The sequence below is a fragment of the Pseudomonas sp. G11 genome, assembly GCF_029457515.1.
Taxonomy (GTDB): domain Bacteria; phylum Pseudomonadota; class Gammaproteobacteria; order Pseudomonadales; family Pseudomonadaceae; genus Aquipseudomonas; species Aquipseudomonas gorinensis.
The window spans coordinates 1,538,168-1,564,901 of record NZ_CP120377.1 but is presented as its reverse complement, the minus strand read 5'-3'; the positions used below and the strand labels follow the sequence as shown (position 1 = coordinate 1,564,901).

Sequence of the window (26,734 nt, the reverse complement as noted above, 5' to 3'; positions counted from 1 at the left end):
TATCCAGCCCGGCGCCGGCCCTTCACGATGGCGACTCACAATTGCCAGGAAGGCACACCATGCAAGACATCCTCGATGTATTCAGGCAGGGCCAGGCACAACGCCAGGCAGCCGACCGTAGCCTGATGGCCGAGTTGATCCACCACCTGAAAAATGCCCGCACGACCCCCGTGGAGGTACCCGCCCACTCATCACTGGGTTGCTGGCTGCGGCTCTACCAGCAAACGCTCGACCGCCCGAACGTGCGCACGCGACTGCCACTGGACCTGGCCAGCCTGGGCGTGGAACGCGACGCCACCCAGCTGAAATTGCCAGCGCAACAGGTGCTGAATTTCTACGGTTACCCCCATCCCCGGCATCGCGGGCAACGGATGGTCATCGCCCAGGCCCTGGACCAACTGGACACCTTCGCCCACCCCAGGTCGGGCCTGAACGATCAGCTCAAGCGACTGGACCAGGACCTGCGCCAGATCGCCGACCGCCTGGAGGGTTTGATCGACGATGAAGATTTCAGCCTGTATTCCTCCTACAAGACCTACTTCAAGCTCGACTCCGGTTCGTTTTGGGCCACCCATCAGCAAACCGGTGCAGCCCTGCTCGACACCCTGACCACTACCCCGGCATTTCTGGCCCTGGGCCTGGTGCAGGGCCTGCAACCCGGCGCGTATACATTCGATCCCGCCACGCGGCGCCTCAGCGGCAAGAACGCCTGGGGCACGCTGGTGGATATCGGTGTGGAACTCTTGGTGAAGCTGCCCGAAGAAGCCGGGCTGAGTTCGTTGATCAGTGTCGCCGAACAACTCGGCACCTTCGTCCACCAGAGTGGCCTGTTCAGCCTTGCCCAACTGCTGAGGTGCCACGACTTGCCGGTGCCCGACACCCCGGAAGAGGCCCGCACACTGGTCAACACGCTACGCCAGTCGACGCCGCTGGCGATACTGCCGGTCAACGACCTCGCCGACTCCGACCTCGCGCTGATGCAGCACCTGCAATGGCTGGCCCTGGACCAGGACCGCGACATCATGGCCGTGGGGTTGGCGGGCCTGATCGATGGCCAACCCAGCGACGCCCTTATCGATACCGCCAGCGTGGAACTGACCCCCGCCCGCAACTCCAGCGTGCTTCACCCAGGTGCCATGCGCCACCCGGCCATCACTGCCGGTCCCGCCTGTGGCCCCTTCACCCTCGAACAGCTGTTGCAGCATCACCAGTTCGACCCGCCGGACACGGCCGGCGACGCCCAGGACACCCTGCAAAGCCTGCGAATGAACCTGCCCCGACGCTCCCTCTACGGCGATTACCATGCACTGCTCAGCACCACGGCGCCGTCCCCGGTACGGCTGAATACCGAAGCACGAGAAACGATTGTGCAACGCGTCAACCACGGGCAACCGGAGAACGCCCCACGCCTGCTCGACAGGCTGTGCGGCACGCTGCTGAACGACAAAAGCACTGACGAGGTGCGTCGGCAGGCCGACGCCCTGCTCACCCACCTGTTGAGCCTTGAACCTGCGCGTCGGTTGGGCCAGCAACTGATCGAGGCGCTGCACTGGTATGGGCAGCACCCGGACGAATCAGCCAGCCAGACAAGCCTTGGCCTGCTGGTGCTGAGCGCGCTGATCCTCGACCTGGACCCTGGGGCCGGCAACGGCGGTTACACACTGGCCGGTTTCAACCTGGCCGCCGACACGCACTGGGGTCACTCCCCTGTCGATCTGCGCCGCGACCTGGAGCTGCACCTGGTACGCACCTGTAAAGTCTCGAGCGCCGCCGCGCCACTGGCGGCCCATCTGTTGCTGGCCGGCGTCGCGCCGGAGTTTCTGGTGCAGGCGCTGCCCATGACCCTACGCTATCGCACCTCGATCACCTGGATGACCTTCAGGCAGGGCGTGATGATGGCGCAGGCGCTGGCGCCCGGTTCAACGCAGCACATGACCTACGATGACATGATCGCCCTGGCGTCCCAGCCGCCCGCGACCCTCCAGCAACAGCAGTGGCGCGACTACACCGCCACCAGCACGCTACTGGACTGGGCCATCGCCCAGGGCGAACTGCCCGAGCGCGAGAATGGGCACTACCTGGCGGACGAAATCACGGCCCTGAAAAGACGCCTCACTCAGCGCCTGCAGGCCTTGAAAGATGCGCTGATCACCTTCGCCAGCGAGCTGCCCACCCGTCGCGGCATTGCCCTGGCCGACCTGGAAAAGGTCTTTCCAGGGCAACCGATGCTGGACACGGCCTGCCTGTGGCGACCCGTCGCGCCGATCGCCGGCAGCAGCCTACGCTTCCCAATGCATCATCATGACCGCAGCAACTACAGCCTGCATTCTCTGCTGGAGTTGCACATGGATGGCCTGCTGGACGACACCCGTTGGCAGTCCATCAACCCTGAGGTGGACCTGGCGAAACTGCGTCAATCGTTTGGGCGCCTGGGCGACATCAATCAGCGCTTCGACGACGCCTTCGGTGCCTATATCGAGCGCATGAAGGAGGCCTACAGCGCCACGATTGAAGACCTGCTGGCGCAATTGCCCCTGGCCGACCGCTTGCATCTGCAACAGGCTGACTTGCAGCTGCTGATACTGAAAAAAGAACCAGGCAAGGATCTCGTGCTACTCAGCCCGGAGCAGGAAATCGCCCGCATTGGCCGCATGGGCGTGATCCTGCGCGGCACCTCGCCCACCACGGTGTGCGAATACGAGCTTTTCCCGCTGTTGAACCGCGCACTCAAGCGCCGTGGCCCGCCCCTGGTATTCAATGAGGGAGGCACGCCGATACCGGTGACCACCGGCGGCGCCCACTCGACCCGTCCGATCACCACGCTGATGCAGGGCAATGAGCTGCCCCTGGACTGGGAGGCGTACGCGACCGGACGCCAGCCCAGGCCGGGAGTGCGCTCCAAGGTCATCGTCCACACATTGTGGTCGCGCCGTTCGACACCTGCCGACCCGCTCGTGTTGGCACCGCTCACCTACGGTTCAACGGTCAATCGCGCCATTGCCCAAGCCATCGTGCAAGAGCATTTCTTCCTCGAAGTCGATGCCTTGCGTCGGCAAGCACGGGGATCGACACAGCGCGAACACATTCAACAACGCTGGGACCGCGTGCTGGACCGTCTCAAATCCCTGGTACCCTTTTGGTCCTGCAGCCAAGACATCGCCTCCAGAGACACCCGCCGGATGATCGATGGAAGTTATGCGTGCTTTATCGACCTGCTGACGATGCTGTTCCCCACCCAGCGCTATCTCAAGGCCTCGTTGGCGGTCTTGAAAAGGACGATGCCCCTGCCGATCAAGCTGCTCCAACTAGGTCGCTTGAGCACGGCCTTTCTCCATAGCGTCTTGAACCCCCTGGATGGCCTTCCCGGCCTCTACCGGCTGGCCCGTAACGGCCTGATCCAGCTCAGCGTCGACGCACGCCGCATCCTCGATACGGCCATTGGGCAAGTTCAACGCCTGGTAGCCGACATCCCGCTGCTCGATCACCTGAAACTGCTGGCCCGCGCCGACATTGGCAGCGGCTCGCTGTTGCACACCAGCGACCTGGTACGCCTCAACGCCATCCTGCACAAAAACCGCTGGCACGCCTGCCACCCCTTCAGCGCCAAGCCCTATGGCCCTGCGGTGGATAACTTCCGGCTGGACAGCGCCCTCGGCGTGACCCCAATGCACACCAGCAACGGGTATGAGGCGCTGGTGACCGACCGTCTATTCGGGACTCAGCCCCTGCTCATCCCACGCTCCGACGCCACCGACCTGTTGCACGGCAACACCGTGCGGCGCCTCGATCACCGCGCCCCCACCCACTTGGACGACCTGGCATCACCGGCCTACTTCAAGGCCGCGGACGGTTTCGACAGCACCTGTGCCGCCACTCGAACCAAACGCAGCCCGATCCCGTTGATCTGCTTCACCAAGAAGCTCGCGGCGTTCAATAGCTCGATCCATCAACGCAGGGCCCAGGCCATCGAGCACATCCGCCTGATACCCGCGCCCGCCGTCGGCCCCGACAAACGTAAACTGGTGTACAACCGCAGGCTGTATGAGGCAACGCCCCAGGTGCTCGATTTCGAAATGACGCCGGTGGCCATGAACGCACCGCTGGCTTATAAAGCCCAGGTAAACGGGCGACTCATAGAAAATGAACCGCAATTTGGCCTGCCCATCAATCAAGTGGACAATCTGCTCACCCGCGACACCCGGGTAGTCGAACTGGAGGGGCTGGTTGACGCTATCGATGACCGCCGGACCCTGCGCGCACTGGTGATCGACCTCAACCCTCCGGGGGCAGCGCCCAGGTCGCGAACGGTAGTGGAGGCCGATGCCGGCGTCTTCTACGACGTCATCGCCATCGATCCAGCCCCGTCGCTGCGGCTCGATCGCCTGGACTTCAGCCTGGGCGGCGTACACGAGCAACTGATCAGAGCGTACTGCAAACGTAAGCTCGACTATCTGAGCGCCGGTGGTTTTATCCAAAGCCGCCCCCTGGTCAACCTGCCAACCCTGGAAGTGCTGTACTCGCAGTTGAGCAAACGCAATTTCACGCCTGAAAAAATTGCACTCCTTCGCGCACAAGCCAGCCAGTTACGGGTGATAAAGCAGCGCGAACTGCTGCTGAACGCCAGCGACGAAGGCCGGCGCCTGGGGATGAGCGTGGCGGTCGAACCGATACGGCTGCAAACCTGGGCACCTTACGCGCCTCAATCGGGGCACACGCTGAACCAGTACCTCGCCACACAGGCCCATACCCACACCGTGGCCCTGCTTCACAGTACCGGTATCGGGCCGTCCAATGTCGTCGGAGTCGGCGCGGGAGAAATGGCGCGCCTGGATATCGCTGAATCCGTGGTGATGTGGCAGTACAGCCGGGTGGGCCAGCCCAACTTTACGGAGGTGATCCTCAGGACCGGCGCGGGCAATTGCGACCAGATGGCCCACGTTGCGACGGAGCTGATCCGGCTCAACGGCGGCGCCGCGCGGGTATGGGGTATGACGCCACCCGCCCATGCGTTCGTGGTCGTGGGTACACCGCCGCCGACACTGGCGCCCACGGTGGATTTCAGTGAGGCCGCCTGGACGGACCTGTGGATCTGCGATCCATGGGCGGGGATAGTGAGCCCTGCCAGGGATTACATGGCGCAGCTCACGATCAAAATGCACACTTGGTATCTTCAGGACATGTCCATATTTTTCAATGACCGAGGCACCTATCGCTGGGTCCAGGCCCACGACCGCGGCTGGCTGACCTTGTTGCGCACCGCCCTGAAACGCCCACAGACCTGACTGGACAATATTTTCACGCCGCGCCAGCAGCGACTAAGCTTCAACCAAGTCCGATCAATCTGCGTGAATGGATCAATCGACTATGGGCGCTTTATGGCAAACCGATTCGAAACCCGCTGTGGCACACGCCGACAGCGCGGATCAACCGCCATTGCCACGAAGCCCCCGCTTGCACAGCATGTGGTGGCGAGTGGCATGGCTGGTACTGCTGCTCGCGCTGGTGGCCCTGGCCTGGGCCGCCAGCCAGGAAATGCGCACCTCGCGCCTGCAAGCCGAATACCTGAGTTCGTTTGCGGCATCGCTGACCTATCGCGTGGAGCCCGGCCCCAGCGACGCGGTTGTTTATCCGGGGGACGGGCCGTTTGACCGGCGCCTGGGTTACAGCGCCCTCGATGAATTCCTACCGCGCCTGCTCAAGCACAATTACCTGGTCCAGGCGCAGGCGCGTTTTTCCCCGGCGTTAATGGACTACGCCCGACACGGGCTGTTCGTACCCTACGCGGAAAAAGTCCAGGCCGGCCTGAGCATCACTGACTGTCGCGGCACGCCGCTGTACGCCTTCACCTACCCGCAACAGCTCTACCCCAGCTTCGCCGCGGTCCCGCCGCTGGTGGTGCAAGCGCTGTTGTTTATCGAGGACCGTGACCTGCTCGATCCCCGGCAACCCCTGGCCAACCCGGCGGTGGACTGGCCGCGTTTCGCCAAGGCCGCCTGGTCGCAGGTGGCCAAACTCCTGCATTTGCCTGGGCAAACCGCGGGGGGGAGCACCTTGGCCACGCAACTGGAAAAGTATCGTCATTCACCCGATGGCCTGACGTTGTCGGGCGGCGAAAAAATCCGCCAGATGATTTCCGCCAGTGTCCGCGCCTATCAGCCAGGGCCAAACACCCTGGGCAGCCGGCAGAATATCGTGCGCGACTACCTCAACAGCGTGCCGCTGTCGGCCGTGCCGGGCCATGGCGAAGTACATGGCATGGCCGAAGGCCTGCGGGTGTGGTACGGCGCCGACTTCAACCAGGTCAATGCCCTGCTGGCCGGCAACGCACCGCAAGACCTGGCCAAAAAAGGCTTGGCGCTGCGCCAGGTACTGTCGCTGATGATCGCCCAGCGTCGACCCTCGCATTATTTGACCAAGGGCCGCGAGGAGCTGGCGCAACTGACCGACAGCCATATCCGCCTGCTGGCGCAGAACAACGTGATCGATCCGGCGCTGGCCAAGGCCGCCCTCGCCAGCCACGTCACCTATCGCGACTGGCAGCAGCAACCGACGATCCAACCGGTCGAGACCAACAAAGCGATCAACGTCGCTCGCAGCCGTCTCGCCACCTTGCTCAACCGCCCGCTGTATGACCTCGACCGCCTTGACCTGGCCGCCTCCAGCACCCTTGACTACGCCCTGCAAACCCAGGCCACCGACTACCTCAAGCACTTGGCCGACCCGGTATTCGCCGGGCAAACGGGCCTGCTCGGCCCGCGTTTGCTCACCCCGCAAAGTACGCCCCAGGTGCGCTACAGCTTCACCCTGTTCGAACTGACACCCGATGGCGCGCGCGTGCGGGTGCAAACCGACAACACCGATCAACCGTTCGACATCAACGAAGGCAGCAAGCTGGAGTTGGGCTCCACCGCCAAGCTGCGGGTGCTGACCACTTACCTGCAAATTATCACCGAACTGCATGATCGCTACCGCGCACAGACACCCGCCGAGTTGAAAAAAGTCACGGTCCCCGAGCAAGACCCACTCTCCCGCTGGGCCCTGGACTACCTGATCCGCAACACTGACCGCGACCTGTCGAAAATGCTCGACGCCGCCCTCGACCGCACCTACTCGGCCAACCCCGGCGAGGCGTTCTTCACCGGTGGCGGCCTGCACCGTTTCCATAACTTTCGCAACGAAGACAACGGCCGCACCCCGACCCTGCGCGATGCCCTGCGCGAGTCGATCAACCTGCCCTTCATTCGCCTGATGCGCGACCTGGTGCGCTACACCACCTACTCCGGCGAAGACAACAGCGCGCGCTTGCTCAAAGACGACAACGACCCGCGCCGCCAGGAATACCTGGCCAGGTTCGCCGACCACGAAGGTACGGTGTTCCTGCTCAAGTTCTGGAAAAAGTACCGCAACAAAGACACCCAGTCGCGCCTCGACACCTTCATGGACAGCCTGCACCCCACCGCGATCCGCCTGGCCGCCGTGCACCGCTACCTGATGCCCCAGGCCAGCCAGGAAAGCTTCAACAGCTTCGTGCGCGCACACCTGAAAAGCATCAAGACCACCGACAAGCTCACCGACGAACGCCTGGCCACGCTCTACCAAAGCTACGGCCCCGGCGCCTACGATCTGCCGGACCAAGGCTACATCGCCAAGGTGCACCCGCTGGACCTGTGGCTGCTGGGCTACCTGCTCAACCACCCGGACGCGACCTTCAGCGAGATCGTCAAGGCCAGCGAATTCGAGCGCCAGGAAGTCTATAGCTGGCTGTTCAAGAGCCGGCACCAAAGCGCGCGGGACAGCCGCATCCGCACCATGCTGGAAATCGAAGCGTTCCTGGAGATACATGAGCGCTGGCGGGCCGTGGGTTATCCGTTCGACCACCTGGTGCCATCGCTGGCCACCGCCATCGGCAGCTCCGGCGACCGCCCCGCCGCCCTCGCCGAACTGATGGGCATCATCCTCAACGACGGCGTACGCCTGCCGGTGCTGCGTATCGACAGCCTGCGCTTTGCCGAGGGCACGCCGTATGAAACCTACGTGGTCAACGACCCGAACCGTGGCAAGCGCGTAATGCCCAGTGAAGTGGCCACCGCCTTGCGCGGCGCGTTGTCACAAGTGGTGGACGCCGGCACGGCCAAGCGCGTGGCCGGCAGTTTCACCCTGGCCGACGGCACGCCGCTGGCCATGGGCGGCAAGACCGGTACCGGCGATAACCGTATCGAAGCCATGGGCAGCGGCGGGCGGATCCTGAGCTCAAAATCCATCAACCGCACCGCGACCTTTGTGTTTTACATCGGTGAGCATCACTTCGGCACCCTCACCGCCTTTGTGCCCGGCGCTTCGGCGCAGCACTTCACGTTTACCTCGGCGCTGCCCGTGCAGGTGCTCAAGGGCATGGCGCCGATCCTGATGCCCTATTTGCAACCGGGTGGGCACACGCCCTAAGGCGCCAGGAAGTCGAACATCAGGTGTACGGTGCCGTAATAGCTGCCGCCCTGGTAACCGTCGTCGGGCTGTATCGCCGCGATCTCCAGCTCGGCGCGCGTGCCTGTCCTGGCCACCTCGGCGCCGACCACTTCGGTACTGTCCAGCGTCAGCGGAACCTGATTGAACATCACCTGCAGGTCGATACGGTGTCGCCCGCTGTGCAGATAGGGCGTATCCAGCAACCGTGCGGCCACACCGCCACTGAGGTTCTTGACGTCGAAGTGCTTGCGCAAGCGGCTGAGCTGCGAGGTGACCAGGTTCCAGGCCAGCTCTTGCTCCTGGCCCATCCAGTTGGACTCCGAGGGCAGCACATAAGCGTCGCGCACCGGAATGGTTACCGACACGTCGAAGCTATGGCGTTCCTGAATAAAAGACGCCCACGCCACGGGGACTGCCGGCAAGGTCAGAAGGACAAGGGTTGTCAGTTGCTTGAGCATCGTATTCACCCATTAACCTTGACCGTCATCGACCGTTTCTGCTGCCCTTCAATCATTTGAAAGCTGTATTGGCGATCGGGTTTCTTTTCGAACGTCAAGCGCCGGCCAGGCAGAATGTGGTGCTTGGTGGTGGGCGCGCAATCGCTGGCCCGAGCGATGGCGCAGTCGCGAAATTCGTCCAGCACCACCACGCTGTTGCCTGCGTTGTGCAACCGGTACTCGCTGGCGGTCTCGTCGACCTGCGTGTCGAAACGCGTCTGTTTGGGGCGCACGAAAAACACCGTGCCATAACCCGCCATCACGTTCACGCCCGCCGCCAGGTTGTTTTTATAGTCGGCGCGTTCCTGCTCGGTCACAGCAAAATCGTCTTCCTTTTGCGGGACCACCGGAATGAACCGCACCCGAAAGTAACGCTCCTTATCCCGCTCCCCCCGATACAACAGCCGGGTGCCCTGGCGGCCACCGGCGGGCACGATCAACCGCGCAGGGCTGGCCATCAAGCCATCGCGCCCAGTGGTGTTGCCCTGAGCATCGGCCAGGGACGGGAGGGCGACTTCCTGGGAAGTGCCATCGGCGTTGTAGAGGATTTCCAGCACATCCACCTTCACGAACGCGGTGCTGGTTCCCCCATTGAATACCCGCTTGAGAAAGGAACTGCGATCCGCCTCCAGATAGTCATACACCACCCCGACATTGATCATCGGCCCCGCATGGGCCTTGACGGACAACAGCAACACACCGATCCACAACACTGCATGCTTCATTTCAACGACGCCTCATAAATGGACTGTAGGAATAACGGCCCTACACCTGGGAATCCCAAATCACGGTGACGACACCCGAATAGGTGGTGCCGGGATGTTCAAGCATCTGGCTCACATTCGCCCGGTCCACTTCAAAATGCAGAATGGCGGGCCGATCGTTGACGTACTGCAACGGCTGGAACAGTTCGGTGCCGCTGCCATCCAGGCGCAATGGCCGTTTGTTCACCGCTTGGTCGTGACCATCCTGCAGGCCATAGGGCAGGCTCACGGCAACCTGCAAGGGCACTTCGTCGCCATTGCCGTTACGCAGGCCGCAGGTGTTGCCGATTACCAGCGAGCACTCCATCTGCATTTTGAAACGCGAGGACGCCGACAGGCGGAACGTCTGGTCCCGGTACAGCCTGTCCGGTCGGCGGCCAGCATTGAGCCAGGCTTGCCAGCCGCCCTGGGGCAACAGTTCGATACGGTTGCCTCCCGGCGGAATATCGACTTTGAGTTGGTGCTCAACGCTCAGGGTGAAGTTGAAGGTGGCGACTGTGTCGCCGGGTTTCATGATGTCGCCGAAGTCAAAATCCCCACCCGGCCCCATGGAATAGGTGAGTGAACCACGGTACTCCCCCGTATTCATCGTCAGCGGGTTGGGGGTCTTGAGTTCGTAGGCGTACTCCAGGTGCGAATAGGTGAACCACGGAATTTCGGTGCCGTTTTTTACGCTGCAAGCCCCCGCGCCCTCCGGCACGATCCAGAAAAACAACGCAAAGTTGTTGCCTGCTGCCAAATAGTTGATCGGCTGGCACGGCTCCGGGGCGCCATACCAGTAAGTGGACCAACCGGGCGTCTCGGCCGTCATAAACGCGGACACACCCGGCGGACGTGGCAGATTCCAGCGCGCGCCGACACCGGCGATACGCATCTGTACGGTTTCCACCTCGCCGGTACCCACATGGGTCACTTGCAGATCACGCCATTCGGAAGGCACTTTGAAATAGGCGCCCTGACGTGGATCGGTCGGATTGGCCAGAATCGGCCCACTGGAACTGGCGCTAAAGCCAGTATTGCGGATGCCGAAAATGTTTAACGCCCTGCATTTGGGAATGGCCGGGGGATGCCAGGCGCACACGCCGCCTTCCGGGGTGGTGTTTTTAAACTTGTTGCTCATCGGGTTGGAGGGATCCGGACGAAACACCGCCGTCACCTCTTCGACGAAGGCGAGTGCCAATGGGCTTGAAAACACCAGGGCCAGCGCCAATGCACTCGGCGCTGAGGTTTTTTTCAGGGTTGTGAATAGGCTCATAGAAATTCCACTGGCAGTGTCTGGGTCGCCATCAACCGGCGGTTGCGCCCTGAAGAGTGGCGTCGGCAAGTGAATCGGGCGTGCAACGCAGGTCACCGATCATCAACACATCGTTTTCGGCAGGGGTGTTATTCGGGTCCAGGCGGAACCGGCATAACAACTGGCTCTGGTAACGCACTTCCAGGGTCGGCGCGCTGGTGGTCATTTCCATGGAGAAAAACCCGTCCACTTCGCTGACGCCTCGGCTGGCGTGGTTGATCACCTGATGCCCCTTGAGCGGCGTGCCGTGGGCGTCCAACAGGCGACCCAACACGCTGACGGTTTTCATCACCGTGACTTTGCGGTAATCCACGCCGCCCTTGTTCAAGTGATAAGCGGAGCGCGCCGGTTGGATATTGGCCGCCGGTGGGTGGTTGCCCTCGAAATCAAAACTCAGGCTGCTGCTTCGGTAGGCGGATACCGGCATATAGTTACGCCCTGGACGCAGAAGCGTGCCGCCACCGTTCAGGTCATCGGCCCGTATGGCAATATCGTCCAGGTCGGTTTCGACATCGACGATCATGCCCGCACCGTTGCCCTGGTATTGATTGCTCAACACCATTTTGCCGGCACCGGCCACAAGGGTGCTGTTCAGGTTCAGGCCACCGGTGAGCTCATCATTGAAGGAGCTGCGCTGGATAAAACCATCGCCGCCGATTGAATCGGTACTGAAACTGGCCATGCCTGAAAGGCCCACACCATAGGTGTCGGTGATGGCGGTGGCGGACACGCTCTGCAGCACATGATCAGTGAGGTCCTGTCGGACGGTGACCGACGCGTTGTTATCACGCCCACCGTCACGGGCCGTGCGGGTACCGACGCTGCCGGAAATCTGCCGGCCATCGCTGCCCAGCGCCAGGCTCAGGGTGATATCCACCCCCCGGTTGCGCTGTTCGTTCGTGGCACTGGAACCAGGACGATCAAATACCGCAAAGCGCCAGTTGGCATCACTGCCCAGCAGTGTGTCGCGGCGACTCCAGCCCAGGTCCAGGCCGGCGCCTTCGACGTTGCCTTCGCTGTAGGCCAGGCGCACATTCAGCGTGTTTTTTTCATCGACACGGTGGTTCACCGACAGCGCCGTATTACTGGCCTCACCGACGAAGGTGTTGCGCCGTAAACGCGTGCCGTCCGGCAGGGTTTCGAAGGTATCGCGGGTATCCAGCCAGCTGCGATTGTGGCTGAACACCAGGTTAGTGGCGCCGAAGGTATACAGGCCCTGCAAGTCCAGCCCCGTGCCATGGTCCTGGGTTTTGTAGAGGTTCGCATAGACGCTGGAGTAGTTGGAGAGGGTCCAGTCTATCGAACCACCGTATTGCAATTGCTCACGCACCTCGCGAGCCGACAACCCGAGAATGACCCGTGGATGCAGCAGGTAATTGACCGACGCGCCCGTGGTCAGCGCACCCGAGGCCTGGTCGTCCCAATTGCTGAACAGTTTGGTTTCGCGCCCGGCAAAGACGTTATAGCGCCAACGGTCTTCGACGTTGCGCCAATTACTCGGCTTATAGACCAGCTCTTGGGTGGTGCCGACGGTCAAGCCGTCTTCGATCATGCGGACCTCCACCTCATATATCCCGCCCGGTAAAGGCCGCGTATCCAGCGTCTGCAAACCGGCGGCCACCGCCTGGGTATTGATCAACAGGCCATTACGATAAATCTCGACGGCCGCCTGGCGGTTCGCGGTGACGTAGATCGGGTAAACGCTGGGCCTGGCGCTGTTGATGGCCAGGCTGTCGGAACTGCCATACATCACGCCCAGCGCGGTGTCCGGACTGGCGCCGAAGGTGCGCAACTGGCGGGTAAGCCCATCGGAATTGGGTGTGAAGTGGCCCAGGCGCAGGAAGCGCCCTTCCAGCTCACGCTGGGTATATAGCTCATGGATGGCATGGCGCAGGTGTTCTTCGTCGCCGCTCTGACGTGCCACTTGCAGGTTGAACATCTGGGTCCAGTTGCCCAGGCTGGAACTGGCCTGCAGGCCGTAGCGCCCACCGAGATCCTGGCTCTGCCCGCCATTGAGGTTGAGCTGGTTGTTGAGTATCAAACCCCGACTGCCATCCACGGGCAGTTCGTAAAAGCGCGGGGCTGTCCCATCGCGCTCCACGTTTTGGGTAATGATCGACAGCTGGGAGCTTTCCAGGCTGTAGAACGCCGACACCAGTTGCTGCGGGCATGACTGAGTGCATGCGCCCAAGGCAATGCCTTGTTCCAGAATCGCTTGCCAGGTGTCACGAGTTGCCGCGGCCACCGGGCTGCCCTGCGTGTCGGTAAACTCAAGCAGTGTCACGCGATCGTCTTTAGACAGAACGATCAACGCCTCGCCCAACAGTTGCTGATCAAGCTCCACGCGTACCGCCAGCGGAACCTCAAAAAAATGCTCGGTAAAACCCGCTGGCAAGCCTTGGGCCTGGGCGACCAGACTGCCGGGCGCCATGGCGGGCGTGGCCGGCGCCGCCAAGGCGCCCGTGCAAATCAATAGCGCAAGGGCAACCGCGATGGGTGTCATCGGGAACATGGACGGATACTCTAATTACCAGATTGCAAGGCAAAAACAGGCCGGCCAGACCGGGGAATATCGGCCGACCTGTAAACCATCACCTGCGAGCACGGAACTCAGCAGGCCCCCGTCACCTTCAAGGGCCTACAGGCAGTACCGCGTCAAACACCAATGGCATGACGCTGGTGTAGGCACCACGCTGGCTGGCGCCAGGCTTGGCTGCTGCAATACGCAACTCAGCGCCGATGCCCGGTGTGGAGTCGGCATCATTGACCACTTCCTGGGGGGTGCCCGTGAGGGTGACGCCGTTCAAGGTCGTGGTCAGCGGGATGTTCTGGGTGGTATCACCGTTGAACAGCACGGCCGGGCCACCTTCGATGTAGGCATGGATGGAACCGTTGGTATTACGCATGTCGTAAATCGCGCTCAGCGGTGCCAGCTCACCGCTCACCAGGTTGTAGTTCATGGTTTCGTCGCGGCCCCAGTTGGGGTCACGTGGCTGAACGTGGAACACGGTCGTCGGGATGTTGGCCTTGAGGGTGACGGTATGGCTCGCCTCGCCCGCCGCGAAGGTGACTGAAGCACTCATCGCCATAACAGCCAGAGGAACGGAAAGTGCAAACTTCTTGAACATAGCAAGTTACCTGTTATTCAAATTAGGACTACCAACATCAAATGTTTTTTTTGAAATCGGCATATTCCCCCAAGAGCATTAGTTGGGGAGAGAAGATCATCCACGGAGTTGAAACACAAGTAAGCAGTCTACTTCCCACGAAGGCGTAGCCCAAGCCAGACGCCACTCGAGAGAAAAACATGGCACTTAGCCAAAACTTAAAACTCAACTGTAGGAACAAGACTACTTGCTAAGTACATGTGGGCAAACTGGAGAAACTTACAATACAAGAATTACGATATTAAGCCAAAAAGCATTAACTTATTCAACCGGGTCAACGACCTGAATAATGACTCTAATAATAACTTTTAACCCAGAATGCCAACGCTGGCCGTGCAAGCGTGCACCGTCGGTCGCGAAGGCTTGCACGGGCTAAAGATATATCTTACGTTGTATCTTAATACAACAGAGGGTATCCCCATGAGAGAGCATCACCCCCACCACCGCGAACCCCACGAGCACGGTGACGGCTTCGAGAAACGCCCCGGCCGCGAACGCGGCGGACGTGGCCCCCGCGTCTTCGCCCCCGGCGACTTGAAACTGCTGCTGCTGGCCCTGATCGCCGAGCAGCCGTGCCATGGCTATGACCTGATCCGCCAGATCGAAACCATGTTCGACGGCGCCTACAGCCCCAGCCCAGGCGTGATCTACCCGACCCTGACCTTCCTTGAAGAAAGCGAGCTGGTCAGCGGCGACGCCGAAGGTGGAAAAAAACGCTACACCATCACCGACGCCGGTCGTCTTTCTTTAAATGAGCAGGCCGTGGCGCTGGAGGGCGTGCGCATGCGCATTGATGTGAGCAAGCGTTCGCTGCGCGGCCATGATCGACCGGCACAGATCCACGAAGCGGTGCACAACCTGCGCCACGCCTTGCAACTGCACCACGGGCGCTGGACCCCGGAAGAAATCGTACGTGTCGCGGCACTGCTCAACGGCACCGCTCAAGCCATCGCAGACGGGAAAAACCAATGAATACGCAAACCATCCATCGCGTCAGCCACGAAATCAAACGCCGTCGCCTGCAAGTGTTGCGGGTGGTGGATATCACCCCGCGCATGCGGCGCATCACCCTGGGCGGGCCTGAGCTGGCAGGTTTTGTGAGCCTGGGCGCCGATGACCATATCAAGCTGCTGTTCCCGCAGAACGCCGCCGAACAAGCCGCGCTGGAAAGTCCCACTTTCAACGTCAAGGGCGATGGCCCGCAACCGGCCATGCGCGACTACACGCCCCGGCGTTTTGACTCGAGCATCGGCGAGCTGGATATCGACTTCGTGCTGCACGGCGATGGCCCGGCGTCCACTTGGGCCGAGCAGGTACAGGTCGGCCAGCACCTGTACATCGGCGGGCCACGGGGTTCGTTGATCGTGCCGGATATCTTCGACAGCTACTTGTTGATCGGTGATGAAACCGCGATCCCGGCTATCGCAAGGCGCCTGGAAGAATTGCCGGCGGGCCGCAAGGTGCTGGCGGTGATCGAAATCGACAACACTGCAGAACAACAAGCGTTGCACAGTGCTGCCGATGTGGACGTGATTTGGGTGATACGCGGCCAGGATGACCTGCTCGATACGGTGCGCAACCTGACCCTGCCGGGCGGCTCGCTGTACAGTTTTGTCGCGACCGAAACCAAGCTGTCACGCCAGGTACGTCGGGTGCTGCTGGACACGCATCACGTCGATGAGGCGTACCTCAAGGCGGTCGGTTATTGGCGCGCCGACGGCAGCGACGAAGTGTGAAGCAAGGGTGAGGCTCGATAACGTTTCATGCCCCATCACCGTCGATGTGCCCCTGCGGCATTCACGGAACGGAATGCCAAAGCTACCGGCGTGGGTCACCGGTGGCTTTGGCCTTGCCGTGGCTCACGGCACCCCCATCACGAGTACGCCGCTGCCACTGATGGCTCCAGCGGCAGGCAGCGACCCGGCCCGCCGAACGAGCGTAAACGTCACATCGTCCCCGCCCACGCTGTTGGTAATACGGGTCAGGAACGAACCACCGACTTGCACCGCAGAACCGCCACGAACCAGGGCAGTGCCCACGTCCGCATTGGTCATCCTGAGAAGCCGTGTATCAAACGCCGATGGGTTGCCTTTGTAGCTGATGGTGATCGGTGTGTTGATGCCGCCATCCGGGCATGAATAGGTGAGCCGACGGTCTCTGCGAATGGTGGTTGTCAGTGGGTCGGTGCCGATTGCGCGCTGGTGGACGTTGCCGAAGTCTATGTCGATTGGATTGTTATTGTTGATCGTGCACGTGGATGGGGAGACGGTGAAGTTGTTGGCAGCGTTGTAGGTAATGTTGATCCTGCCTGTGCTTGAGTTGTAGTTATTGGTGACAGTGAGATGCAGGCGTCCGAGATTATCGCCTATTCGAATATCGAGCGGATTGGACGGACTGTTGCGCACCAGAATATAAGGCGTGATATCGATCGGATAACCCGTAATGTTGTCAGGCAGCGTAGTGACCCGTATTCCACTCGGGATAGGGATATTTCGGTACGCTCCATTGATTCGTAAACCGGCCCCTTCGCCGCTGAATTTGATGCCCGGTATCCAGGGCGTCCCCGTTGAACTGCCCGTTGACCAGTAGTCCTGTCGTGAAGACGGGCTTTGCGAGCCTCGGGAAAATCTGCATTCAAGCCGTGCACCTTCCAACATGATCCTCGTACGATCTGCGGCCAGGGTAACTGTAACCGGGACCTGCAGGGGGAGTTCCCCGACTATCACCCGCCACGAGCCTCCATTCACACGGCATTCAGCAGCCTTCACGCTCGTAGCCCCCGCCATAAACATAAGGAGCGCTGTGGTTCCACAGAGTCGTTTCATTTTGACCTCTCGTTGTTTCTATACTCAAACGCCGTCCATGGAACATCTGTCCGGGCTTTAAGCAGCCCGGAAGGGATTTGAAGTTTGACGAAGGCTGTTTTCAGCCTATGAATGAAGGCTCACAAGTGCGCGAGTCCAGCGTAAAAACACCTGACCTCATCGTGGCTCACGGCACCCCCATCACGAGTACGCCGCTGCCACTTATGGGTCCAGCGGCAGGCAGCGACCCGGCTCGCCGAACGAGCGTAAACGTCACATCGTCACCGCCCCCGCTGTTGGTAATACGGGTCAGGAACGAACCGCCGACCTGCACCGCAGAACCGCCACGAACCAGGGCAGTGCCCACGTCCGGATTGCTCATCCTGAGGAGCCGTGTATCAAACGCCGATGGGGTGCCTTTGTAGCTGATGGTGATCGGTGTGTTGATGCCGCCATCCGGGCATGAGTAGGTGAGCCGGCGGTCCCTTCGAATGGTAGTTGTCAGTGGGTCGGTGCCGATTGCGCGCTGGTGGACGTTGCCGAAGTCTATGTCGATTGGATTGTTATTGTTGATCGTGCAGGTGGATGGGGAGATGGAGAAGTTGTTGGCCGCGGTGTAGGTGACCGAGAGCCCCGTCCATGTGGAGTCATAATTGTTTGTCTGGAGGAGTCGTAATGTCCCAAGGACATCCCCTATTCGAACATCGATAGGGTTCGTCGGGTTGTTGCGTATCAAAATATAGGGCGTCACATCGATTGGGTAACCGTTCCCATTATTGGGCAAATCCGATACTCGAATGTTATACGGGACAGGGGTGTTGTAAAACGCTCCGTTTATTCGTAGACCGGTACTCTGGTTTGTGAATTTTGGACCGGGTGTCCAAGGGGCACCTACTCGTGCCGACGTTGACCAATAATCCGTTCGTCCAGGTTGAACCTGACCGGGTGAGAATCGACACTCCAACCTCACCCCTTCAAGGATGATACGTGTAGCGTCCGAGCCCAATCGAACAGTGACGGGGACCTGCAGGGGTAGAATCCCGTCCACCACTATCCACGGTCCGCCATTCACACGGCATTGAGCAGCCTCCACGCTCGTAGCCCCCGCCATAAACATAAGGAGCACCGTAGTTCCACAGAGTCGTTTCATTTTGACCTCTCGTTGTTTCTATACTCAAACGCAGTCCACGGAACATCTGTCCGGGCTTAAAGCAGCCCAGAAGGGACTTGAAGTTTGACTTAGGCTGTTTTCAGCCTACGAATGACGACTCACGCCTACGGATAGTCCAGGGTAAAAGTCGAGGTCACCCGGTACGCACCATGCCCGATGGTTTGATCCCTGATGGCCTTAGGCTCACCCTGCACATAGGCCTTGAGTTCAATCACGTTGCTGCCATTACTCAGCCGGTGTTCGTCACTGACGGTGTTCAGGGGCAAAGGCTTGTTGCTCGGCGTCTCTAAACCGATCCCGATACCGGAGGCACCACTTCCACCATCCAGCGCGAACAATCCGGGGAGCTCGGCGTTTTCCCTGCCGCCGAACGTGATGGTGACCGTGTTGCCAATCGTGGTGTCACAGTCCTCCAGGTGCAGCTTGAACCCCCTGCCCTGTGTACGTGTGTTGATATAAAGGTGCTTGCTGGTAACGTCCCAGAGTTCCAGCGTGATGGCCTCATCACCCGGACGGATCGTGCAGGCCTCTTCAACCAGATTGCCCTTGAACCTCAGGTTGTCCGCCGCATGCCCCTGGGGCATCAGGCCCAAGGTCAGCAGTAATACCAGCCCGGCACATGGCCAAGCCCTATGAACGCGTTCATGTCCCATGGACTCAGCTCCTACTCGTATTCAGCCAATAGCGTGGCCACCGCGGCAAACCTTGCGGGAAGCAGGGTCGCGCCGGGCTGTTTGACAGGCACCACTTCCAATACCGGCGGTGACGACAGGCTGATATCCAATGGCGTATTGAGTTGAAATGGCAGGTTGTTCTGATAAATCCGAATGCCCAACGCCGGCACACTGGTCTGCACCGCTGAGCGGTCATAAGCCGTTGCCGTACCGTTGACACTCAGCTTCAGTTGCCAGGGAAGCGTGTCGGCGCCACAGCTGATGGTGTAACCCACCCCTCTGCGGTATTTCACCCCGTCGACCCGCTTTATTCCGACATCGCCAAAATCGACTTCAATCGTGTTGCCCGCATCAATCGTGCACGGCGGGGGCTCATTCAGCGTTCCGCTGAACGTCAGGTTGGCCGATGCACCACTGCAAAGGCCGAGCGACCATAAGGCGAGCAACGCTCGCTGCTGCCAACATGTCATTGATCGTTTCTCTTCATTGGTAATCGACCACAAGAGTGGCAGCCGCATCGAATGCCCCTCCCGTCAGTTTGCTGCCCGCGCGTTTGACGGGGACCGCCTGCACGACCGGAACGTTGGGGTAGGTAAAGTTCACGGCGGTATTCAGCGGCCAGTCAGCGCCGTTGACGAACAGCTTGACCCCCAGGTCCGCCTTGCGGGTCACGAGCACACGATTGTCGAACGCAGCCCCAGTGCCCTTGAGCTCCAGCGTCAACGCGTTGCTGAAGGGCGAGTCGCACCTGACGGTGTAAGGCACATTCCGGCGATAGTTCACGCCGTCGACCCTCGACGTCAGCAGGTCATTGCCAAACGGCACATTGAGCGTACTGCCGCTGTTGATCACACACGGTGGCGGCGCGATGATGGTCGCGCGGATGGTCAAACTGGTGTCAGCTTGCACACCCTGGCTAAGCGCCCATAGCAGCCCAGCACCGATAAGAATGGCCCACGGGCCGGTTGCGGTTGCCATCGTTCTCCCCCTACTCATAATTGAGCCTGAAATCCACCACGGCCCTGAATGCCCCGCTGCTCAGCGGCGCGGGAGTGCGGGTGGGCTGTACATGCCAGGTCTGGGTGTTACCGCCCAGGGGCAGGAACAAAGGTTCGCCCCTTGACCCCAGCTGCACGTCACGCCCCAGTGCATCGGTCAGCCGCAGCCCCATCCCGGTGATACCTTGCACCTTGACCAGCCGGGGGTCATCGGCATCGGCCGGCGCGAGGAACGCCACCGACAGTACGGGTTGAAAGGCACTCCATGTCAGGTTCCCCGTCCGTTCACTGCGGATGCTGCCGGCGGTGCGGTGGCAGTCGGTAAAACGCAGTTGAAATGCCACGGGAGTGGCCTGATCGCCGGGGCGTTGCAACCGGCTGGTCGACACAGCGCCCAGATCAATCGTTTGATGCAGTGATGTCATCTCCAGGCTGCAGGGCGTTTCATGCATGGCCCCGGAGATGTTCAGCATTCCATTCATGCCTTCGACATCATCCGCGGCGTGCACGCCCCCCACAAAGGCCAGCAACAGGCCACCCAAGGCCTTCACAGTGTGCGACTTCATGACGTTCTCCGGCAGCAGGCCCTACTCATTGGGCGTTGAAGCGTGCGCGTTCACTTTGCAAGTGTCGCCACTGCAGGTGAAGGCCAGTAGCGGACGGCCACCGTAATCATTCACGTAGGCCAGGTAAGGGCTCGTGCCGAGTACCTGGGCCGTTGGCCCCAGGTCCAACGAACCTTTGGGCGGGACCATCACGGGTTCGAAGCCCGGCACGGTTTTGCCGTCCTTGGTGCTGCGTGCATCCACGAGGGTCACGTAGTAAGGCGTAGGGTTGTTGACCTGATAACGCTCGCCTGCGCGGGTCAGGATCAGCTTTTCCTGCCAGGGGTTGGACAAGTCTTGCTGGCTGGGCGCAATGGATTGCGGTCGATAGAACAGTTTGATCCGGGTCTGCAGCGCAATTTGCAGGGTATTGGCTTTATCGCTGCGCGGTGGAATCTCCCTCAGGTTGAAGTAGAACACCGTCTCCCGATCCTGGGGCAGCGACTTGGCCGCGGGTAACGCCTGAACTTTCACCTGGCTTTGTTTGCCGGGCTCCAAACGTTGAACCGGCGGCAGGACGATCAGGGGCGTGGTGATTTTCTTGCCCTCTTCATCCTCGATCCAGCCCTGGGCCAGATACGGCAGCTGCGTGTTGTTATTGGTGATGTTCACGCTGGTGGCATCTTTGCCACCATCAAAAATCACTCGGGTACGATCCAGGCCGACAGCGGCATGGGCGCTCTGGCTCAAGCCCAGGGCCAGCAGCGTGAAAGCCTGGCGTGTGAGGCGCGTATTCAGCATCATGAGGATGTGTTCTCCGTATGGATGTGCTTCCCGGTCAGGTCCGCGGGTTCGGGCAAGGATTGATCAGCGGCGACCATGCGGCAGCCCAGTTGCAGGGCATCGGTCAAGCCATCAGCCGGTAGAACGACCGGGAGCGTGAGGACGCATCGCTCGGCCCCTGCCCAACTGACAGTCATCTGCTCGCCGGCCTGAATACCGCTGAGGTAGACATTGCCGCCGTCGTTCACAATCCCGGTGTCTTGCTGCTTTGTGTTTTTCACGGTCGCGCCGAAGGGCGGTGAACTGCCATCCGGCAGGCGAAGCACTGCCATGGCTTTTGCACCGGAAATCACGTCCAGGGATCGATAACCGATAGCCCCTTCGGTGAGCGTCAGTTGCGTGACCGACTGAGTGGCTTCGACCGTGTTGGGCAAACGCTCCAGGTCGATACTGGCCGCCGTACGCTGATAGCTGCCGATATCGGAGATGACCGCCTTGCCAAACGCATTGCTACGGGTCGGCGTGCCGTAACCCCGCACAGGCACATCGGGTACCCCGGCGGTATCGACCATCAGGCGTGTTCCTCCCGTACTGTTGGTACGATGGAGGGCCGCACCGTAAGGCGTGAGCGTGCCGCCGCCGCGCGCGGACATACCGATGCTGCTTTTATTGCCTTCTTGTGTACTGACGCTGAGATCGATGTCGGCCTGGTCGCCAATATGGCTCAGGTAGCCACTGGCGGCGTTGTCGCTTGCGCTGAGCTGGTAGCTGTTACGCTCATCGAGGCGGTCACTGTAGCGCGTTGAAAAGTTGTTCTTGCCGGCAATCCTGTTAGCGTCCAGCGACAGCGTGCCGGAGGGCCCCAATGGCAGGCTGACCGTCAGCGCCATGCCATTATCCTTATAGTTATATTCCTGGGTGCGGAACATATTCAGGGACATGTTCATGTTCTTGACGCTCCCCACATTAAAATAACGTGACGCCGACAAGTTCCAGCGATGAGTGGCCGGGCGCGACCAATAAGTCTGTTTGTTGTAACTGGCATACACAGTCGCGCCCAAGTCGCGAAACTGCTTATTGATCGTCGCGGTATAAAGTGCCTTGCTACCGCCAATAGGTTTCCAACTTCCGTTGTACTCACCATACTCATTGAGCCCCGCGCGCTCGCCATTCCTGCCGTAATGACGGGCATCAAGGTATTCACTCATGCTCAAATAGTTTTTCTCGGAAAAGCGGTACCCGGCAAAGGTGATCTGGCTGTCGTATTGCTCAAAGTTCTTCGAGTATTGAAGCCGGTACGATTTGCCGGAGAGTGTCTCGTTCCACACACGGGCGTGGGACTGAGTCGCATCCAGCGATATGGCGCCGAACGCCAACAGGTCACGACCGACCCCGCCCGATACCGCATGGTAGTTGTTATCGGTGATACCGCCGCCATACAGAGACCAGCCGTTGCTGATCCCCCAGGAAAACTCGCCGCTGCCGAAGAAATTGCCATCGGCCCCGTACTGAAGATTGGACGGGCGTCCACTCGCCAACTTATAACGAATGTGTCCCGGACGCGTCAGGTAAGGAACGCCTGCCGTATCAAGTTGAAAGGTATGTACCGAACCGTCCTGCTCTTCCACGCGCACATCCAACCTGCCGCTGACTGCGTCGTGAAGGTCCTGGATACGGAACGGTCCTGCCGCCACCAGCGTTTCATACAGCACACGCCCCTGCTGGCTGATGATGACCTTTGCATTGGTTTTGGCCACGCCGACCACTTCAGGCGCGTAACCTCGCAAGTTCGGCGGTAGCTGGCTTTCATCCGAATTGAGCGCGGCACCGGTAAAGCGGAAGCTGTCGAACAGGTCCGAATACAGGTAGTCCTCCCCCACCACCAGTCGTGCCTTCAACTCGGGAATGGCGCGATACGCGTAGTAACGACTCCACTCCAGCTTCGGTTGGCTGGACGCGCGCTCGCGGTCTTTGTCGACACGTCCCTGCCAATCCGCCCTCAGACGCCAAGCCCCGGCATTGGCCCCCAATGTTCCGTTACCGCTGACGTTATGGCGAACCCTGTCATTCTTCTCGTGGTTGGATTGTGCGGTCACGTTGTAGTCAACCAGCAACCCCGGCACCCCGTCATCCCAACGCGAGGGCGGATCCCAGTTGATGGCGCTGTACTCAAGGTAAGCTTGGGGCAGGTTGATATTCAGCGTGGAGCTCGCCAGATCGCCACTGACTTCCATGCCCGGCAGCCCCTGAATATCCAGGCATTCGCCGCCTTTCCACCACGTCAGCGGGGCGGCGCCAGACTCTTTGAGGCCCAGTTGCCCCACCAGATCGGGCGATAAGCACGCCTGGCTGCCCTTGGGATCATCGTCAGGGGGATAAAACGCCACCGACTGCTCAGCGATAGGCTGGCTATTGACCTGTACAACCATCGAGTAGGTGCCCGGCAGAATAAACCCGCTACGCGCAAACTGAGACAAGTCAATATTGGTGCGATCACTGAGATCAAGAACATCGGTATTGAACTCGATATCACCGGCCGCTACTACAGTGCCTGCCAGGGACATCAACCCGCCAAAGAGACTCGGGCGGAGGTTATTTTTGATCTTCGACGCATTCAACATGAAAGCAACCCATCACTGTTCAAAAGTAGTCCAACTTGAATCGCACCGCGGCACTGTGAGCACCAGGCATCAGCGGCAGTCCGTTTCCGACCAGGCGAAGCGTGTAGTGAAGTGTCATGTCACCTTCCGCCAACGGAAGCAGAGCCATCGGCTCGCCCGGAACACTCTCTTGGCCAGCCGCATCCCAGATATGAATGGCAATCCCCTGTGAATCACCGAGGGCGGCAAACGAGCGCCCGTTTCTATCGCGAGGACCGTCGAACGTGACTTGCAGGTGCTGCCAATCAGGCAGCGTTGCCCCCGGACGCGACGGGTCAGGTCGAGTCAATGAGCAGTTGACCAGGCGTAGCTGGAAGGGGTGGGGGGCTCCTATCGTGTTCCGCAAGAGCCGGCCAATGGGCTCGGGCGTCATCTCGATGGATTGATCGACACTGGCCAGTTCCAGCCCGCACGCTGAGTCGATGACCTCTCCACCGAGTGTGACGACTCCAGCACCTTGTGCAGGTGCCTGCGCGAAAACCAAAGGGCTGATGAACATCGCCAATGAAGAGGTGATAGCGAGGTTTATGAATGTTTTCACCGTTATCTCCCGCCAGTGTCCCCCGCCACCTGAGTGGCGGGGGAACAACTTACTGATAAGCCAAGGTGAAGTTGGTTACCGCACTGAAACTACCCGGGATGATCGGATCCGTAGCGGCGCCTTGTACGTAGGCCCCGAACTCCAGGGTGTTGTCACCGACGCCAATGGCCTGCGGGGTTGTAGGGACGCCCAGTTCGATGAGTTTGCCGCCATGGGTCATCATGACGCCCACACCGCCCGCGCCACCCACAGTGCCGATTGCGCCCGGCACGGCACTGGACGGTGCCCCGGTGAAGGTGGTGGTCACCGTCTTATCCGTAAGGCCGGTCAAGTCGCAGCCTTCAAGTTCAATACGCACAGGCCGGGCAGTAGATTTCCCTCCCGACTGCAACTGATGCTTTGCGATCGCCCCCAGTTGAACGGTCTGATCCACCGAGTCAGGTTTGATCGAACAGGCGCCCGAGTGGACCGAACCGATGAACGTCACTGTTCCATCTGCGGCGTGAGCAACGGAGGTCGCCCCTACCAACAAGCCAATAGACAACAGCGCAGTTTTCATTTTGGTTTTCATTTGCCAATACTCACACATCAATGAACGTCATAAGGAAACCCTGCCGAAGTAGTGCGCAGGACTTATCAAACAAGCGCCGAACAGGTGTCTGTATCTGATTCCCTCTTGGTAAAAGTGCGATTCATGCAATAGCACGCAAAACTACTTTTCCAATTATTTGTATTGCAAATCAGGACACGCTCAAGGCCAGGAAAGCTTCTATTACAATTGGATTTATGTAAGCCGTACGTTTCTCATCATTGCGTAGCCCCGCAACACCAAGAGAAGTAGGAAAATTAACGAACACGATCAAATCATCAAAATGAACTGTAAGAAACAGCCTACTCGAAGATTAATCTGAATAACTTGCAGAACGAATATGTAAGAAAGTTCTCACCAAGGTAAAAAAACACGGGCGTTGACGGTATTAATTGCCTTTAAGCGTTAAATAATTAACACCCCTCCCAAGACCACCTGCGGGTAGCCCTTGGACAGATAACAAGATATATCTCAAGTTATATATTGATACACACAGAGGTGCTTGCCCGGCGACCTTAAGCTGCTGCTGCCGGCATTGATCGTCGAACAGCCGTGTCATGACTATGAGCTGATTTGTCAGATCGAAAGCCTGTTCGATGGCGCCTACACCCCCAGCTCAGGCGTGATCTACCCGACGCTGACTTTTCTGGAGGAAAGCGATTTGATCCAGGGCGATGCAAGCGTTCTTCAAGGCCGTCGGTTACTGGCGTGCCGAAGGCACTGAAGAAGAATGAGTCAGGGCCGGGGCTTGATGACTTTGTCCAGCCCCACCAGGCCCAGAGCGATTGCCACGAACCCCACCAGGATCCCCCCCGCATTCACAAAGACCTGTGGATAACCGAGGGTGCTCACATCGATGAACGGGTACTGATATTGCCCGAGCAGGTCACCGCGCAGCAGCGCATAGGCGAAGTACACCAACGGGTAGACCACCCATGCGCCGATGTGCCTGACGCGCAAGCTACCCTTGGGCACACAGCGCCACCAGTAAATAAAAAACAACACCGGCATCACATCATGCAGCAATTCGTCGGCGATGAATTGGAAGCCCGTGGGGCTCCACAAATGCCGCAGCAGCAGGTTGTACGCCAGGCTTACCACGATGATGCTTGCGGCAATCGCGCTGCTGATCCTGGGTGAATGGAAAAACCGCTTCGCGGCAGACTCGCGGTTGACCAGCGCATAGCTCAGCACCACGACCACCAGGGTGTTGGTGAGCACAGTGAAGAAACTGAAAAAGTTGATCAACCCGCCCAACAGGCTGGCACCGGCTTGCCAGCGCGAATAGAAAATCAGGTACTGCTGAATCGCCAACCCTGTCCAACCGGCCAGCGCCGCTGCCGCCACATACCGCTTCATGTCATCAGTCCAGCGGGCGTTTGGTGCGCATCAACTTGACGTACAACCCTTCGACTTTTTCGCGCGCCCAGGGGGTCTTGCGCAGGAAGGTGAGGCTGGACTTGATGCTCGGGTCGCTCTTGAAGCAGCGGATATCAATGCGCTCGGCGAGGCCCGCCCATTCGTAATGTTCCACCAGGGTGGTGAGGACGTGCTGAAGGGTCACGCCGTGGAGGGGGTCGTTGCTTGTCGCGGTCATGCCGGGCCTTTTGCAAAAAGAGGAAACACAGCCGCGCACCTTAGCCGACGGGGCGTACAGGTGGAAGCACCGCATTGAATATAGCCCCTGGGAAAAAGTTCCCCTTTTCAGCCAAAAAAGAGATGTTATATTGTAACAATAATTACCAAAATCCAGCCTTTCACTACCGTTTCAGCCTTCTCTTTTT

21 protein-coding genes and 1 pseudogene are annotated in these 26,734 nt (G+C 59.9%); 5 read left to right on the top strand and 17 right to left on the bottom strand.

Features of this window, described 5'->3' with window-relative positions; translation table 11 throughout:
• The first annotated feature begins 59 nt into the window (after positions 1-59).
• Both P2T68_RS07070 and P2T68_RS07065 read left to right on the top strand, forming a co-directional pair.
• On the top strand, positions 60-5,282 hold the full coding sequence (locus tag P2T68_RS07070) for a hypothetical protein (RefSeq protein ID WP_277379192.1): 5,223 nt from the start codon (positions 60-62) through the stop codon (positions 5,280-5,282).
• An 82-nt stretch (positions 5,283-5,364) separates the two neighbouring features.
• Complete coding sequence (locus P2T68_RS07065; protein ID WP_277379191.1) at positions 5,365-8,442, top strand: transglycosylase domain-containing protein; 3,078 nt, start codon at positions 5,365-5,367, stop codon at positions 8,440-8,442.
• Here P2T68_RS07065 and P2T68_RS07060 read toward each other — a convergent pair.
• The 5 genes from P2T68_RS07060 to P2T68_RS07040 form a co-directional block, all read right to left on the bottom strand.
• On the bottom strand, positions 8,439-8,921 hold the full coding sequence (locus tag P2T68_RS07060; protein WP_069075338.1) for a CS1 type fimbrial major subunit: 483 nt from the start codon (positions 8,919-8,921) through the stop codon (positions 8,439-8,441). The two genes, P2T68_RS07065 and P2T68_RS07060, sit on opposite strands and share 4 nt — an antisense overlap.
• A 5-nt stretch (positions 8,922-8,926) precedes the next feature.
• Positions 8,927-9,685 (bottom strand): molecular chaperone, encoded by a 759-nt coding sequence (locus tag P2T68_RS07055; protein ID WP_193690223.1) that lies wholly within the window; start codon positions 9,683-9,685, stop codon positions 8,927-8,929.
• 40 nt (positions 9,686-9,725) lie between these two features.
• Positions 9,726-10,979, bottom strand: a complete 1,254-nt coding sequence (locus P2T68_RS07050; RefSeq protein ID WP_102624602.1) for a hypothetical protein — start codon at positions 10,977-10,979, stop codon at positions 9,726-9,728.
• Positions 10,980-11,010: 31 nt separating this feature from the next.
• Entirely contained in the window at positions 11,011-13,530 is a 2,520-nt protein-coding gene (locus P2T68_RS07045; protein ID WP_277379189.1) for a CS1-pili formation C-terminal domain-containing protein, read from the bottom strand.
• A 118-nt stretch (positions 13,531-13,648) separates the two neighbouring features.
• Positions 13,649-14,146 carry a CS1 type fimbrial major subunit gene (locus P2T68_RS07040; protein WP_024073659.1) on the bottom strand — a complete coding sequence of 166 codons (498 nt, stop codon included), beginning with the start codon at positions 14,144-14,146 and terminating at the stop codon, positions 13,649-13,651.
• Positions 14,147-14,605: 459 nt separating this feature from the next.
• Between P2T68_RS07040 and P2T68_RS07035 the strand changes: the two genes are divergently transcribed.
• The gene (locus tag P2T68_RS07035) at positions 14,606-15,157 is read left to right on the top strand and encodes a PadR family transcriptional regulator (protein ID WP_024073658.1); all 552 of its coding nucleotides are present in this window, start codon (positions 14,606-14,608) and stop codon (positions 15,155-15,157) included.
• A complete protein-coding gene (locus P2T68_RS07030; RefSeq protein ID WP_102624604.1) occupies positions 15,154-15,921 on the top strand; it encodes a siderophore-interacting protein in 768 nt (255 codons plus the stop codon). Before P2T68_RS07035 ends, P2T68_RS07030 begins: the two co-directional genes overlap by 4 nt.
• Before the next feature lie 123 nt (positions 15,922-16,044).
• On the opposite strand, the gene P2T68_RS07025 is transcribed toward P2T68_RS07030, so the two are convergent.
• The 10 genes from P2T68_RS07025 to P2T68_RS06980 form a co-directional block, all read right to left on the bottom strand.
• Positions 16,045-17,010, bottom strand: a complete 966-nt coding sequence (locus P2T68_RS07025) for a fimbrial protein (RefSeq protein ID WP_102624605.1) — start codon at positions 17,008-17,010, stop codon at positions 16,045-16,047.
• A 166-nt stretch (positions 17,011-17,176) separates the two neighbouring features.
• Positions 17,177-18,139, bottom strand: coding sequence for a fimbrial protein (locus P2T68_RS07020; protein ID WP_168233575.1), 963 nt, complete (start codon positions 18,137-18,139; stop codon positions 17,177-17,179).
• Between the two features lie 125 nt (positions 18,140-18,264).
• Positions 18,265-18,813, bottom strand: coding sequence for a fimbrial protein (locus tag P2T68_RS07015; protein WP_069075331.1), 549 nt, complete (start codon positions 18,811-18,813; stop codon positions 18,265-18,267).
• 11 nt (positions 18,814-18,824) lie between these two features.
• The gene (locus P2T68_RS07010) at positions 18,825-19,304 is read right to left on the bottom strand and encodes a fimbrial protein (RefSeq protein WP_024073653.1); all 480 of its coding nucleotides are present in this window, start codon (positions 19,302-19,304) and stop codon (positions 18,825-18,827) included.
• 13 nt (positions 19,305-19,317) lie between these two features.
• Entirely contained in the window at positions 19,318-19,812 is a 495-nt protein-coding gene (locus P2T68_RS07005) for a fimbrial protein (RefSeq protein ID WP_277379188.1), read from the bottom strand.
• 10 nt (positions 19,813-19,822) lie between these two features.
• Positions 19,823-20,398, bottom strand: coding sequence for a fimbrial protein (locus P2T68_RS07000; RefSeq protein WP_069075330.1), 576 nt, complete (start codon positions 20,396-20,398; stop codon positions 19,823-19,825).
• 21 nt (positions 20,399-20,419) lie between these two features.
• The gene (locus P2T68_RS06995; protein ID WP_024073650.1) at positions 20,420-21,181 is read right to left on the bottom strand and encodes a fimbria/pilus periplasmic chaperone; all 762 of its coding nucleotides are present in this window, start codon (positions 21,179-21,181) and stop codon (positions 20,420-20,422) included.
• A complete protein-coding gene (locus P2T68_RS06990; protein WP_024073649.1) occupies positions 21,178-23,781 on the bottom strand; it encodes an outer membrane usher protein in 2,604 nt (867 codons plus the stop codon). The genes P2T68_RS06995 and P2T68_RS06990 overlap by 4 nt, the downstream gene beginning before the upstream one ends.
• Positions 23,782-23,800: 19 nt before the next feature.
• A complete protein-coding gene (locus P2T68_RS06985) occupies positions 23,801-24,361 on the bottom strand; it encodes a fimbrial protein (protein WP_024073648.1) in 561 nt (186 codons plus the stop codon).
• Between the two features lie 49 nt (positions 24,362-24,410).
• Positions 24,411-24,920: a fimbrial protein gene (locus P2T68_RS06980; RefSeq protein ID WP_041160849.1), complete on the bottom strand. Its 510-nt coding sequence runs from the start codon at positions 24,918-24,920 to the stop codon at positions 24,411-24,413.
• 532 nt (positions 24,921-25,452) lie between these two features.
• On the opposite strand from P2T68_RS06980, the pseudogene P2T68_RS06975 reads away from it, so the two are divergent.
• Positions 25,453-25,629 (top strand): annotated as a pseudogene (locus P2T68_RS06975) (PadR family transcriptional regulator); the annotation flags it as partial.
• 56 nt (positions 25,630-25,685) lie between these two features.
• Here the strand turns inward: P2T68_RS06975 and P2T68_RS06970 are convergent.
• Positions 25,686-26,309 (bottom strand): Pr6Pr family membrane protein, encoded by a 624-nt coding sequence (locus tag P2T68_RS06970; protein ID WP_277379187.1) that lies wholly within the window; start codon positions 26,307-26,309, stop codon positions 25,686-25,688.
• A gap of 4 nt (positions 26,310-26,313) precedes the next feature.
• On the bottom strand, positions 26,314-26,547 hold the full coding sequence (locus P2T68_RS06965; RefSeq protein ID WP_024073644.1) for a VF530 family protein: 234 nt from the start codon (positions 26,545-26,547) through the stop codon (positions 26,314-26,316).
• Positions 26,548-26,734: the final 187 nt, after the last annotated feature.

Bases quoted from the DNA above. Each gene is read 5' to 3' on its own strand.
- P2T68_RS07070 (WP_277379192.1), top strand. From the start codon at position 60: ATGCAAGACATCCTCGATGTATTCAGGCAGGGCCAGGCACAACGCCAG.
- P2T68_RS07065 (WP_277379191.1), top strand. From the start codon at position 5,365: ATGGGCGCTTTATGGCAAACCGATTCGAAACCCGCTGTGGCACACGCC.
- P2T68_RS07060 (WP_069075338.1), bottom strand. From the start codon at position 8,921: ATGCTCAAGCAACTGACAACCCTTGTCCTTCTGACCTTGCCGGCAGTC.
- P2T68_RS07055 (WP_193690223.1), bottom strand. From the start codon at position 9,685: ATGAAGCATGCAGTGTTGTGGATCGGTGTGTTGCTGTTGTCCGTCAAG.
- P2T68_RS07050 (WP_102624602.1), bottom strand. From the start codon at position 10,979: ATGAGCCTATTCACAACCCTGAAAAAAACCTCAGCGCCGAGTGCATTG.
- P2T68_RS07045 (WP_277379189.1), bottom strand. From the start codon at position 13,530: ATGTTCCCGATGACACCCATCGCGGTTGCCCTTGCGCTATTGATTTGC.
- P2T68_RS07040 (WP_024073659.1), bottom strand. From the start codon at position 14,146: ATGTTCAAGAAGTTTGCACTTTCCGTTCCTCTGGCTGTTATGGCGATG.
- P2T68_RS07035 (WP_024073658.1), top strand. From the start codon at position 14,606: ATGAGAGAGCATCACCCCCACCACCGCGAACCCCACGAGCACGGTGAC.
- P2T68_RS07030 (WP_102624604.1), top strand. From the start codon at position 15,154: ATGAATACGCAAACCATCCATCGCGTCAGCCACGAAATCAAACGCCGT.
- P2T68_RS07025 (WP_102624605.1), bottom strand. From the start codon at position 17,010: ATGAAACGACTCTGTGGAACCACAGCGCTCCTTATGTTTATGGCGGGG.
- P2T68_RS07020 (WP_168233575.1), bottom strand. From the start codon at position 18,139: ATGAAACGACTCTGTGGAACTACGGTGCTCCTTATGTTTATGGCGGGG.
- P2T68_RS07015 (WP_069075331.1), bottom strand. From the start codon at position 18,813: ATGGGACATGAACGCGTTCATAGGGCTTGGCCATGTGCCGGGCTGGTA.
- P2T68_RS07010 (WP_024073653.1), bottom strand. From the start codon at position 19,304: ATGACATGTTGGCAGCAGCGAGCGTTGCTCGCCTTATGGTCGCTCGGC.
- P2T68_RS07005 (WP_277379188.1), bottom strand. From the start codon at position 19,812: ATGGCAACCGCAACCGGCCCGTGGGCCATTCTTATCGGTGCTGGGCTG.
- P2T68_RS07000 (WP_069075330.1), bottom strand. From the start codon at position 20,398: ATGAAGTCGCACACTGTGAAGGCCTTGGGTGGCCTGTTGCTGGCCTTT.
- P2T68_RS06995 (WP_024073650.1), bottom strand. From the start codon at position 21,181: ATGATGCTGAATACGCGCCTCACACGCCAGGCTTTCACGCTGCTGGCC.
- P2T68_RS06990 (WP_024073649.1), bottom strand. From the start codon at position 23,781: ATGTTGAATGCGTCGAAGATCAAAAATAACCTCCGCCCGAGTCTCTTT.
- P2T68_RS06980 (WP_041160849.1), bottom strand. From the start codon at position 24,920: ATGAAAACTGCGCTGTTGTCTATTGGCTTGTTGGTAGGGGCGACCTCC.
- P2T68_RS06970 (WP_277379187.1), bottom strand. From the start codon at position 26,309: ATGAAGCGGTATGTGGCGGCAGCGGCGCTGGCCGGTTGGACAGGGTTG.
- P2T68_RS06965 (WP_024073644.1), bottom strand. From the start codon at position 26,547: ATGACCGCGACAAGCAACGACCCCCTCCACGGCGTGACCCTTCAGCAC.